The organism is Silvimonas sp. (assembly GCF_031291215.1).
GTDB lineage: Bacteria > Pseudomonadota > Gammaproteobacteria > Burkholderiales > Chitinibacteraceae > Silvimonas > Silvimonas soli.
Genome location: NZ_JARLJK010000051.1, coordinates 1 through 12,314, shown reverse-complemented (window position 1 = coordinate 12,314; position 12,314 = coordinate 1). Strand labels below are relative to the sequence as shown.

Sequence of the window (12,314 nt, the reverse complement as noted above, 5' to 3'; positions counted from 1 at the left end):
TACATAATTATGTATCTCAGCGGGCGGTGGTGTCAAGTGAAAAGAGGGGAGGGGGGGCTTGACGATTTTACTTGACATTCTGGAGCGGTATGTGATAGGTTCGCAGCGACGCGCCCCGTCTATATACAACAGTTGCACCGCATCCTCGCAACAGTTGCACCGCATCCGCGCATGATTGGCACCGCATCCGCAGGCCATCTGCGCCGGACCTGGCACCGCATCCGCAGGCCATCTGCGCAACAGTTGCGAGACAGTTGTATTTTTCACTTGACAATAGTAGAGCGCCGGTCTAAATTGGCAACTGTAAGACGGAGTCCACTACTCCACACCGAAAGGATTTGACAATGGAAGATAATCTTCTGACCGAAAAGTTCCGCCCGCGCGCTATAGATGAGTTTCTCGGATTGGATAAACCAAAGAAACTTTGCAAGCGCCTTGCAGCTAACCCATTTTCATCCGCATATTTTTTTATTGGCGAACCCGGATTAGGTAAGACTACTCTGGCGCTCGCGCTTGCGGATGCAATACCGGCGGAGTTGCATCATATCCAGTCTCAGGATTGCAACTTAGAGACTATGCGCCAGGTAGTATCCACTTGTCACCGCGTACCATGGGCCGGAAAAAAATGCCATCTCGTGTTAGTGGATGAAGCCGACCGCATGTCGACCGCTGCGCAGCTCTACTTGCATTCAATCCTAGACGCGACCGCCCGCCCGCCCGATACCATCTTTATCTTTACTGGAAATACTACGGATGGATTGCTTCCTTCCTTTATGTCGCGGTGTATGCCGGTCGAATTCTCCAGTTATGGAAATTCTCAGGATGCGGCCGCGCTATTGGAGCGCGCTTGGAAGGCGGAAGCGCCGGCGGATGCTACCGCGCCAAACTTTGCAAGGATAGTCAAGGAAGCGACGGGGAATATCCGTGCGTCTCTCATGCGCTTACAGACTGAATTGCTTATGGCATGAATCCGCCCGCCGGCGGACTCCGGCGCGTTACCTCGGAGCTCGAGCGCTCCACACCGAAAGGAACCTACTATGGCATCTATTGCTGAAATGTCTCACGAGTCACTATCGCGCGCAATTTCCGGACAATCGGTAATGAATTACACCGCTATCCTCGAAGGATTCTCGGAGCGCGGCATCCCATTGAATGACATTCGACCGCGCGAAAATGTCTTTACTTTTTGGGCTTGGAAAGCGCTTGGCCGGCGCGTAAAAAAGGGTGAACACGGAGTAAAGGTTACCACTTTTATCGCGGTCTCCGGCCAGAAGGATGCAGCATCGGAGACTGGCGAGCGCCGGCCAGGTTACAGGATGCCGCGCTCCGTCACAGTCTTTCATATCTCACAGACGGAATCTGCGGCGGAGGTACTGTGATCCAATATCTCACACTTCCCACGTTGGACGCGGTGCCCGCTGAAATGGAGCGGGCCCGCGCGGCACAAGTGGCGGAGGATATCTCCGCGCAACTCCGCACACCGCTACAGTCTATAGACGCGCGCGCCAGGTCTCTAGAGATTCACTCGCCATTGTTCCGCGACTCTGGCGCGAGTGGCCAGTTCGGTCTATTCTCTGAAGTCGTCCCAACTCCGCCGGCGCGGGTTCGGGCCAGGTCCGCAGGTTTCACAGTCCGCCACTTCGCGCAGTGCGGCGGCGAAACAGTCACACTTCTAGACTTTGGAATGTGTCCCAAGTGCAGCGCGTTCCACAAGACGGAGCGCCGGATAAAGTACAGCAATAACCCATCTAATCACGGTTGCGACGCGCGCTGCATGTCGGCGCTCGGTCCTAATTGTGAGTGTCACTGCGGCGGTAAAAATCACGGTTGCATGGGTCTGCTTCCGTCTGAATCCAACGAACTATTTACCGAAAGTGAGGAATAAAAATGTTCAGCGATTCGGAAAACACACAAACTCCGCCGGCGCTGGCTGACCGCATGGTAGCGCTGGCGGCTATTCAACCTGGGGACCGCGTTCTAGAGCCTTCCGCCGGTACGGGTAACATCCTGGATGCTATCCGGCGTCCGCAGGCCATCTGCGCAACAGTTGCGAGACAGTTGTATTTTTCACTTGACAATAGTAGAGCGCCGTTCTAAATTGGCAACTGTAAGACGGAGACATACTCAACCCGAAGGGATGACCACCATGAACAACGTCGAACAGATCGTTAAGCACCCCGCTGTTAGCAGCGTCTACTCGAACGGTCCTCGCATTGAAAACCTCACAGATAACGTCGCGCTCCAAGCTCTTTGCCGCCTTCGCCGGATGCGCCGCGATTCCAAGCGCGCCATTCAAAACGCCCGCGAGGATGTGGCCATAGCTGGATGGACCGACTCTGCCGCATCCATGCCTCGCAAGGAGCGCGAACTCGCACAGCTCCGTATTGCCAACGCCAACGCTTCTCTTCTTCCTGCCGACCTCGCCGCGATGGTTGCGGCGGCACTGTAAGGAGCGGTACTTTATTCCCTCACAAATTTTATGGCTAACATGCGCAACTTGACGGATGAACAGGCTACGGACCTGGCGCTCTACCTTCTCGGCTACGGTTGGGTCGCGCGGAGCGTTGGTGGACACTATCGGCTTACCAATCTGCGGGGCGAGGGTAGCTTTGCCGGCGCGGGCTGGCGCGAAGTCTTCCGCGCGGCTGGGGCGGAGTGGCCGGCGCGGTCTCGCTACACTCAACATGGTCACAGCGTAATGATTGACGGTCGGGCAATTGCTACCTGCGTTAGTTCTACTAAGGCGGCACTGATCTGCGGGCTCCTCAATGCTTACTGTCCTCCCGCATAGTCTCAACTGTATCTATACAGTTGACAATAGTTGAAAATAGGAAGTACAACACGAATGGAGGAAATATCAATGGCAACCTATCCGGTCAAATTTGAGGGTGAGGATCAATGGGCAGTTTTGCAATCTACTTCTATGGCTATGTTCTGCCCGGTGTTTGATACTGCCATCGCCGCGCATATCTTTGCGTGCTTCTACTGGTCTAAGTCGACCATGCATCCGCACGAATGCTACACCGATGCTTGGGAGATGCGCTTCGCTGCTGACATCTCGTCTTTCTTGGATGAACTCGTGCCGGCCGGAAAACACGGTGAGCGAACTCTACCTATTGATTGGGTGAAGGAGATGGACCCTTATCCCTCTTATTGGAGCGATGACGACGGTCCGTATGAGTCAACGTTTGACTTGGACGACTTGGTCACAGCATTCGAAAAGGGGGATCGGTCTAAGGTGGATGTGGTTATGCTGGCGCTCTACGGCTGGCGCAAGATTCACTGTCCATCACAAGCCAGCGCATTACGGCCCGCAAGGGCGGTTTCTACCGCTGCAACCAATGCAAACTCGATTTCACCGTCCGCACCGCAACCATCTTTGAGCGGTCGCATGTACCGCTCCACAAATGCTCAAGAAAGGGAGTCATGTATATAAGTCCCGCCGAAATAGTCTAGACGCAAGAATGCCCGCCGCTTGTTTCCGGCGGGCATTTCTGCGTCCTGGGGAGTTCGTGCTACTAGCCGTCGATGGTGCTGCTGCTGTTCTTCTTGGCTTTGGCGCTGCTCGCGGGCGGCGTTGGGGCGGAGAAGTCGACACCGATAGACGCGGTGCGGCCGGTGGGTGCGCCGGTGACGGTGACGGTAATGGTCTGCGTGAACGTGTTCACGGTGTTGTCGGGATCGGTGACGGTGGCGGAGACGGTGCCAGTCACAGGCGCGGTGCTGGGAGTTACGCCGGTGATGGTTACGGTTCCGTCTGAATTAGTCACAGAGGTCAAGCTGGGATCGCTGATGCTGAAGCTCTGTGCAGAGACGACAGCGCCAGGGGTGGTGGTTAGGCCATCGGCTTCCAAGGGGGAGATGGTCCCGATGGAAGACTGGCCGACTGCGAGGGTGAGGTTATTCATGGTGGAGGCTCCTGTGAAACGTACACCTACTGACTCGGTTTGATGCTCGAATCCGCGCGCAATGGAAATCAATTTTCGGAGTAGCCGATTGGTTTCCCGCACTTCGCGTTCGAGTTCGTAATTAGCGCCCATTTCGTTACCTCGTTACGGGTCCAACCTTGATGATAAGACGGGCCCATGCGGCGCTCAGATTGTCGGTGGCGGTCGTCATCGACTTCTTTGACAGGTCCGCGTAGTACGTGGGTGCCACAACCTTGGCCGGCGGGAGGGTGCGGACGCGGGCGGAGAGCTGCGCGGCGGCTTGGGGTATCAGCGCCAGCAGTCCGGAGATTGCGCCTAGCAGCAGGTCAATAAACACCACATACGGGCCCGCTGCAGGAATCAGATTGACAAGGCTGGCCAGGTCGTCAAGGGCGTTGATAGCGTCGGTCGCGGGGCTCCCGCTCTGCCAGTTGGCGATGTCGGTGGCAATCTGCGCGGCGAGCGTCGTGATCTGCGCCGCGTATCCGGAGGCACCAAAGTAGGTCGCCAGTTGGCCGGCATACTTTCCGATAAGCGCGACAAAGTTGGCGATGGTCTGGGTGTTACATCCCAGCGTGGGAAAGGTGACGGCAGCGATGGCGGACAGTGTCCAGACGGCGAAAGCTCGGCGGTTGATTCGGTTCTTCATGGGGCTCCTTTTTAGTTGATCTGGGTGAGGTCCGCCCGCAACTGGGCGAGATTGAATCCGTTCGGCGCGGTCCACTTATTGGAGAACCAGTCGTGGCTCACCAGCGCATAGGCTTCGTCCACATAGGCATTCCAGAATGCCCAGGTCATCCGCATCAGAGAGCCCCAGGTGACGCAGGTCAGGCCGTCGGCGTCGTAGGCCAGCACAAAGACGCAGTGACCGCCCCAGCTTCCCGCTACGTTGCTCCCAGTGCCATCGTCTGACACAACGTTCCATTCGTTCTGGCTCTGCGCGCTGATTGGGAGAGACACTCCTATGTAAAGCCCGCCAAACAACTCGATAGCCTGCTGTACGTGAACCCTGTTGGCGGGAAGCGCCGTGGCGTACGCGATGAGACCGTGTCCGGAAAACCCGTTCTTGCGCCAGTTATTCAGCACGTCAAGACAAATTCCGCCCTGGTCGGTCGATGGATCGGCGGGGTTGTACCCGTCCCATTGCTCGTAATACTTCAACACAACCGCGTCGGAGATTGTCGCCTCCGTGCCTGCGTTGGCGCTCAGAGCCTGCACCGCGTGTCCTACGCCGGCAATGGTGCAATCGCCCAACGTGTCATTCATCAACATGCCCCACGCGGTGATTCCCTTCGACCAGTCGCGCGCCGGCGGCGGTGCCGGTAGCGCGGCGGTAAAGTAGCGCTCCAGTCGCAGCGTGCGCGAATCGGTCTTGATCGCCTTCCGGCCGAGCCTGCGGTCAGTGAGGTCCATCGTTCCCTTTCGCAACTGCCTTCGCCTGATCCCTCTCGACGTTTTCGAGCGCTCCCTTTGGGGAGCTGGTCCGCTTGTACCAGGCGTAGAGCCCAAGTCCGGCCAGAATCACCGCGTGAACCCATACGGGCGTATTGTTGTAGACCCCATCGCACAAATCACGCCACGCTGGCACTTGGAAATAGGCACCATATCCCAAAAGAAATAGCGCTGCACACACGTGCGCGAATCCGCCTTTACTGGCGAACCATGCGGTAATTTTGTTCCAGATGGTATTCATTTTGTCGGGATTGCCTTTCTTGACACTTATGGTATCATGCCGCCGTTTCAGCGTATAGCGCCCAAACCGCTTGGAGTCCACCCTTGGCAAAGGCGGCGCGGTCGGCATCGGTGGGGTTGGCAGGTCCGATGTAAAAATGGCCGTTGTCGCCCTTCTTGATCCAATCTCCAGCCCATTTCAGTCCCTGCGTCTTCAGCGCTCGCACCATCGCTTGAAACTGTGGGGTATCAACCGAGAAATTGACTTCGCCGGCCGTTCCACTCAGGAATGGATAGCAGTCGACGGCGAGCCCGAAGTTATGGTTACTGTAGCCTCCTACCGCGTTGGTGACGATGTGGCCAGGAGTCGCGCGCCCTTGCGCGTACAGCGCGTTCTGCTCGGCGTAAGTCCGCAGCCCCTGCGCAACGCGAAAGTAGGTTCCCTCGGATGCCAAAAGGTTGGCGGCGAGCTCCACTTTGCCGGCGACGAGCGGGTTTACTTGCGTGAGACGCTGATTGGAAGTCGCGTCATTCATTTTTCCTCTTTTCGCCAAACTTATGGTGCCACCGCAGTTGCCTTGTTACTCTGTCGCCCGGTTTGGATAAAACCCAGAATTTGCAAAACTCCCAGGATGACAAAAAACGATCCTCCCGCGCCCTTGATAGTGGCTAGGCTGTCGCTCATCGCATTGAGCCTTACATCCTCATTGTCCATGCGGCGGTTGATCTCGCCTTGCGCAGCCTGTACTTGGTCGGTGAGTTGCGTGTTGACGGCTACTTGAGTGGCGAGCGTCGAATCTTGCGCATGGACCGCTGGCGGGTAGGTCCCGCCACACGCGCCGATTACAATGGCACCGGCAAAGGCTGTGCCGATGTACGCGAGCCGGAATATTTGGGTCAAATACACTCGCAGACTCCTCACGTCGGACGGTCCCCACTCTCTTTTATTTCATATCGCTAAATTGTTTTTCTCAGCTTGCGGGGACGGATGCAACTTTTATTGTGGGGCCAGAACTCGACCGTTCGGAATTGGATCGACGAGCGAGTTCAAAAACCAAGTAAAGATGGGTGCCTCCGCACTCGCAGGCGAGGCGAGAACCGACATCGGCTGCTCGTAGACGTTCGTTGTGCAGCTTCCCGGCGTTGACACGAAAGAGTCGGTCGGCGGGCTAATGGTCGCCGTCTCAGTCCCGCACACCCGCGTCGTGTAGGCAGTCAGTACAACGCCAGTCCCGGTGGGACTAGTGAGTACAATCGTTGGCGGCGTGAGACAGCCCCACCCAAGCCCTGGGTAAAGGCCCCCTGAGTCCGTCGCGTTCTGAGCCAAACCCCAGACTGATTCGATGCCGTTCGGCACCCCTCCGCTCGCGGTCATAATCCCCGCAACCTGACAGTTAGCGCCTCCTCCGGTGGAAGTGAAGAAGGTTTGGTTCGCGTAGCCGGTACCGCCGCTAAATCCGACCGTGACACCGCCTGAAAAGTAGGGGCTAATGAAAGCAGCCATCGGCAGGGAGTCCCACCCGGTACGAATATCAGAGCCAGCCGTCGTCACAAATAAAAACATCGGATCGAAGAATGCTCTCGTCACAGAGATGCCGGGGCCGCTCGGCCACGGTGTCCCTCCTATCGAAGCGAGAGGCATCGCGCCGTGATTGGCATACACATAGGGGCCTGAGTTGTCCGTTCCACCTGGATCACCGAGGTATTGGATACCGATGTCTCCTGAGCATGGCGAGGTTGCTGGAAAGGAAGACGGGTTGCATTGGCCGCCCTGTAGGAAGGCGACACCTCCGTTCGCCGCGTTCTGATTCCAGAGTTGCAGTCCCGTCATTGAGGAGATGCCGTCCGCCGGACTCTGCATGAACTGGGCGAGCGAGTTCATCGATGTGCCGGAGAAGATATTGACGGGCGTCGTAGGGTTAGCGGCCATCACCGTCCGCAGCACGGTTGCTGCCGTTGGGTATGCGCCGGTTCCTACTGTCTGCGGCGTGGATGCGTTGTAGGCCGTGAGATTGGCACTGCTGCATCCGCTCGAGCCCGACGCGGCCTGTCCGGGGTTCGAGTAGCCTACCGGGATATTCGCGAGTCCAGCTTGATCGAGCATCTGCCGGAAAATTCCGATTGACACGTCGTTTGTTGTATCGGCAACCGCGCCTTCTATCTGGATGTAGCCCAGTTGTTGAGCCCGCACCGCAGACTGTAGAGCGAAGAAATCGTCGGGATCGCCGCATCCATCATCGACGAAAACAAAGGAGACTGGATTCGCGGGCGGCGTGCCGAGCAGGCGTCGGAAAAATTCCGACTGGTAGAAAAGGCTCTGTACTTGCGTTTGATTCAGCACTCCGGGGAAGGTGGCGAACTCGTCGACGTAGGTAGTTCCCTGGGTTGTGTCCGTGCCTCCAACACCCAAATAACTCCCGCCTGAAACATACCCCGGAACCATTAGCGGGAGCGTTGTGCTATTCATCGAAGCGCCATTCAACGCGAAGCTAAGTGTCGCGCCCGTCCCGGTGGCCCCTGTGAAAGCGTAGGTTAGGCCGGAGGTTGTCGTACATCCCCATGTTCCGCTTCCGGTCGGATACCAATTCGCGCTGACGTTGAATGGCACTCCACCAGAAGACCTCATTACACCGCTTGCATGACAGTTAGGACCGCCGCCGCCCGTCACATTGAAAGCCGTGTCATTCGCGTAGCCTGTTCCCCCGGTAACGGTGGGTACAAGTGCCCCAAATCCATAGCCACCGCTCTGCACTCCGCTCGACACTGCGCTGCCATTGACGTAGATCGTGATCGCTGAGGTTCCAGGGCTGGACGGATAAAAACCAGGGTTGCCCGTCCCGGTGTCAGTCACCACGATGTCATAGTTGAAGCCGTTTGGCATCCAGTCAATGGGCGTGACTGCGTTCGTGGTAGGTGCGCTGCACTGTGTCTCGGTGACTCCCACGGTGCCGGTTCCCACCCGTTGGAAGCAAAGCTGCGAGACCAGCCCGTTCATCTGCAAAAAAAGGCTCCACGAAGACCCGCTCGCTAAATCGCCCTTGCTCGCAAGGATTAGGCTCCCGGTACGGTCGTATTGCAGATTGTCGATGTGATCCAGGATCGTCCACGGGGCACTCCAATCGACCGCCCCCATCGTGTTGTTTGGCGCTGCTCTCCATCCGTTGTACGGGAAGGCTGCGGAGAAGTTGTTCGTCTTCATTCCCGGCTGCAGCGGTGTAACCGTTCCCGATGATGTCGTGTAGTTGATGACATAGCTCATCTGAATCTGATTGTTATTATCTAAGCTAAAGGCGCTTGTTCCGGTCGGAGCCGTGCTCGTGTGCTGCTGGTAGTCACAGCAAATAATAGGATTACTAAACGCCGGATTTGCCGCGTTCGACCAATATCCGAGATACTGACCGGCTGCCATGCTGAACGAAGTGAAATCCGTCCCGGCGACGAAAGTCTGAGTCGTCGATCCCGCCGCCGTCACCACGAATGAGTTCGTCACGGTGATAGTCGGGCCGCTTCCCAGTGTGCCAACCATTATCGTAATTGCGGCCCCAGGCGACGGCGCACCCGAAAAGGTAATAGTGATACTCGATACGGTTCCATTCGCTGGCGCGACTCCCATAAAGTCTGCGAAGTTCGTGCCCCCGCCGCCGTATATGGTTCCCTGCGGCGCATTCACCGTCGCACTTCCACTGACCGACGAAATGAATGCCGTATTTGAAATTAGCTCATTGAACGTCGAAGTCGGATCGTTGAAATTCAGGTAGACGGATGGCGAGTTTACGAAAACCTGACTGCTCCAGGTCGTTTGTGGGTTGGTGTTTTGGGCGCAGGCAAAGGGAACGACCCCCGCCAGAAGGAAGAGGAACGCGGACAATCGGCGCATAGTTACTGGCTCCTTCCGATAACGACAACCGCTGCGGTAAGGTTCGCGTTGCCTGCGGCCGTATCTGAGGCGGATCGAAACACCCGATAACTCATGGCGGAAGGAAGGGTCGCGCTGGATGACGGGCAACCGTTCACTCCGTTGCTTGCGATTGTGATTGCTGCTGTCGTCACTGCCCCGCCCGTCGTTCCACTCACGGACGTTGTTACCGTCACGGGAGAACTCCATGTCGGCGAACCGACTACCTGATTCGCGGCTACACACGCCGATTCAACTTCCCACGTCACATTTCCAGTCGTAGCCGCCGAGTAGAAGTCCAGATATAGGGTCGTTCCCGTCCAGAACGGCGGCAACTCGACGGTCTGCTCTGCATATTGCGGGAGTGAAGCTGCTGCGTTGAAAGCCAGATAGCCTCTCGCGCTCGTGCCTGCGTTGACTGACCCGGCTTGCGGCTGGTTGTCGGTATAGCGTGTCAGCGCGGCTGCAAAGGCTGTGCCGCCGTCCGATACTGCCGCTGGGTAGGACGTGATCTGTAGCGGGGGTGCAAGACCACCCGGTTGATAACAAGGGTTAGGGCTTGAAGTGGTCACATATTCAACTACAAGCCCGTTTGTAGGGGTATACCCGGTGCATAAGGGCACACCGTTGATACCTTTGACTTGCTGTGATGTTGAACTTCCACTCAGGTCGCCGCCTGCAGTAAATCCGCCACTTGATGCCTGCCACGTCGCGGTGGCCGTACCAGTCGAAGTCGGGACTTGGCCCGCCCCGCTCGGTGCGCCTGTAACTGTCACTGTTGGCGTGCCGGGGAAGTACGTCGAGCCGCCTGTACAAGCGCTGGTCGCTCCGGAGAAGTACGACGATGCATTGAACGTAGACCCCGTTGCCGGTACGTTGGCCGAATAGCAGGCCGGCTGACTTCCACCCTTGGCGCATGCGGTAATTTTCCAATAGCTCAGATTCGGCGAATTCGGCACGACGACGTTGACATCCGCCAAGCGCAGAGTGAAGTTGCCGGATGAGTCAATCGCGCTCGGAACACTCTGCGCAAATGGTGCGCCATTCAGGTTCGGAAGTGTAGGAGATGTGGGGTTGGTGTTGATCCAACTCGCCTGTACGCTGCCATTGTTGTAGCAGACGGATGCAAGACTCGCAGTCGTCGTCGAGTAGCCACTCTGCGCGAGCGCCGAAGCGCTAAACAGTGCCGCCGCCAGTAAATACTTTATGGTCTTCATGTGCGTCTCCCCTTGTTCCGGTCATTCAACTGTTGCCTACTGGATCGCGGCCAGCGGCGAAGCTTGTTTCATCTCCTGCATCGTCATCGGCTCCTGCAAAGAGTCCTGACGTAGAAAATCTACCATAGCGGGCGCTCCAACTCGGACTGCGCCGGCTGCGGTGCGGCGGAGTGCCGTTAGCGCCTTCAGGCTCGTCTCCGGGTTGGTGACAACCTCCGCGAGAGCGCGCGAAGCTCCCATCTCGCCGCCGACGCCTATTAGCGACTCCATACCGTGTCCGGTCAGCAATCCAGCGCCGGCGAGCGCCCCAATCAGGGTAACCAGTACCCGGTGCCCCGCCATGCCACCGCCTGGGATGTGCCCCTTCTGGATCGAAGCTATTTCCTTCAGCGATGCGCGCACAGTGGCCGCGTTCTTCCCGAACAGAAGCGCCGTCTTGGGTCCGTCCTTGTCGATGGCGTCAAGCGCCTTCAGCGCTCCCTTGGCGCTGAATTCCCCGCTGACCGGGTCTCGGCCGACATTGAGAGCATCTTCCAGAACATTCCGGCCTACCGCCTGCCGCGTCTCCGGTGCCAACTTCGGGAGGATGGCGCGGATATCGGCGAGAGACGACTTGGCGATGTACTGGTGTACCGCTTCGCTGCGGTTGTCGCCGGCGATGCGCTCCACAATCTTGCGCTGTATCCCTTCCTGGCTGGCTCCGTAGGCCGTATCTGCTGCCTTCAGCGCCGCCAGAGCCTTCCCGCCGTCTCCTGGCGTCATTACGGGCCTGCCAGAGGCGTCCAGAATGCTGCTGGGGCGCGCCGTCGCCGCTTTGCGCGCCGCTGCCTCAATTTGGTCGCGCGATGCGTTGCTGGGCAAGCCAAGCGGCTTCTTGAGGGGGTTGTAGGCCATATTCGCCTCATCCTTGGCCACATCCTGCATGTGGTCAAGGACCTTGCTGACTGCCTCGCCGGACTGCTCGCGGGTAAGGTTCTTCGCCGCTATGCTGTCCAACTCCTTTGTAATGATTTCGGTAGCTTGGCCGGCGCGCTTGGCCTCAAACCGCCCCATCGGGCCCATCGACCCTGGCATGTAGTTCAAAAAATGCTCCAGAAACTGTTGTGCGCGGTTGCCAGACACCTCTCCTGGCGTCTTCTGGACGCCAGTGCCGGCGGCTGCGTCGGCTGCAGTCTTGGCCGCGCCGGTCAAACCAATCTTCTCGGCCAGTTTCGCGCCTGCGGCATTGATCCCGCGTCCGGCCAGTTCGCCTCCGCCTTGCTCCAGCGCTGCGGTTCCGATGTCCGCTCCGCTCTGCTTCAGGGTATCCAACGCGCTAATCGTGTTCTTTCCTGGCTCGGTATGCCCTGGGAGTTCTCTGAGCCGCGCTGGGTCTGTGTAGAGCATCCGGCCTAGGAGTTCGCGCGCGCTCTCGCCGGCGGCTCCCCCAAGCGCCGCGAGTCCCAATCCAACCGGCGTCGCCTTTGATCCTCCCGCCATGCTGAACCCGGTTCCTACGGCCGTCGGGAGTTGGTCGAGCATGTAATCGGTCGCGGTGGCGCGGCTCGCGCTCGACTTCTCTTTTGCATAGTTGGGGTCGAGTACGCTGATATCTCCGGGTTG

General features: G+C 57.9%; 12 protein-coding genes and 1 pseudogene. 4 read left to right on the top strand and 9 right to left on the bottom strand.

All coding sequences use genetic code 11. The features are described 5' to 3' along the window. Positions 1 to 344: 344 nt before the first annotated feature. From P4L78_RS01535 to P4L78_RS22845, 4 genes and pseudogenes are all read left to right on the top strand, one after another. The gene (locus tag P4L78_RS01535; protein ID WP_309326540.1) at positions 345 to 968 is read left to right on the top strand and encodes an AAA family ATPase; all 624 of its coding nucleotides are present in this window, start codon (positions 345 to 347) and stop codon (positions 966 to 968) included. Between the two features lie 69 nt (positions 969 to 1,037). Then, positions 1,038 to 1,379, top strand: a complete 342-nt coding sequence (locus tag P4L78_RS01530) for an ArdC-like ssDNA-binding domain-containing protein (RefSeq protein ID WP_309326538.1) — start codon at positions 1,038 to 1,040, stop codon at positions 1,377 to 1,379. Positions 1,380 to 2,146: 767 nt separating this feature from the next. Then, a complete protein-coding gene (locus tag P4L78_RS01525) occupies positions 2,147 to 2,449 on the top strand; it encodes a hypothetical protein (protein WP_309326536.1) in 303 nt (100 codons plus the stop codon). A gap of 872 nt (positions 2,450 to 3,321) precedes the next feature. Further along, a pseudogene (locus tag P4L78_RS22845) lies at positions 3,322 to 3,426 on the top strand (IS1595 family transposase); the annotation flags it as partial. 92 nt (positions 3,427 to 3,518) lie between these two features. On the opposite strand, the gene P4L78_RS01515 reads toward P4L78_RS22845, so the two are convergent. The 9 genes from P4L78_RS01515 to P4L78_RS01475 all read right to left on the bottom strand — a co-directional run. Further along, entirely contained in the window at positions 3,519 to 3,908 is a 390-nt protein-coding gene (locus tag P4L78_RS01515; RefSeq protein WP_309326532.1) for a hypothetical protein, read from the bottom strand. 136 nt (positions 3,909 to 4,044) lie between these two features. Continuing rightward, positions 4,045 to 4,578: a hypothetical protein gene (locus P4L78_RS01510; protein WP_309326530.1), complete on the bottom strand. Its 534-nt coding sequence runs from the start codon at positions 4,576 to 4,578 to the stop codon at positions 4,045 to 4,047. Positions 4,579 to 4,589: 11 nt separating this feature from the next. Next, entirely contained in the window at positions 4,590 to 5,342 is a 753-nt protein-coding gene (locus P4L78_RS01505; protein WP_309326528.1) for a hypothetical protein, read from the bottom strand. Beyond that, on the bottom strand, positions 5,329 to 5,622 hold the full coding sequence (locus P4L78_RS01500; protein WP_309326526.1) for a hypothetical protein: 294 nt from the start codon (positions 5,620 to 5,622) through the stop codon (positions 5,329 to 5,331). Before P4L78_RS01500 ends, P4L78_RS01505 begins: the two co-directional genes overlap by 14 nt. A gap of 34 nt (positions 5,623 to 5,656) precedes the next feature. Continuing rightward, positions 5,657 to 6,136, bottom strand: coding sequence for a M15 family metallopeptidase (locus P4L78_RS01495; RefSeq protein WP_309326525.1), 480 nt, complete (start codon positions 6,134 to 6,136; stop codon positions 5,657 to 5,659). Between the two features lie 20 nt (positions 6,137 to 6,156). After that, the gene (locus P4L78_RS01490; protein ID WP_309326522.1) at positions 6,157 to 6,507 is read right to left on the bottom strand and encodes a hypothetical protein; all 351 of its coding nucleotides are present in this window, start codon (positions 6,505 to 6,507) and stop codon (positions 6,157 to 6,159) included. 90 nt (positions 6,508 to 6,597) lie between these two features. Continuing rightward, the gene (locus P4L78_RS01485; protein ID WP_309326520.1) at positions 6,598 to 9,477 is read right to left on the bottom strand and encodes a hypothetical protein; all 2,880 of its coding nucleotides are present in this window, start codon (positions 9,475 to 9,477) and stop codon (positions 6,598 to 6,600) included. Between the two features lie 2 nt (positions 9,478 to 9,479). Beyond that, a complete protein-coding gene (locus P4L78_RS01480; protein ID WP_309326518.1) occupies positions 9,480 to 10,712 on the bottom strand; it encodes a hypothetical protein in 1,233 nt (410 codons plus the stop codon). Positions 10,713 to 10,748: 36 nt separating this feature from the next. Continuing rightward, the coding region (locus P4L78_RS01475; RefSeq protein ID WP_309326516.1) for a hypothetical protein at positions 10,749 to 12,314 on the bottom strand (1,566 nt) is incomplete at its 5' end.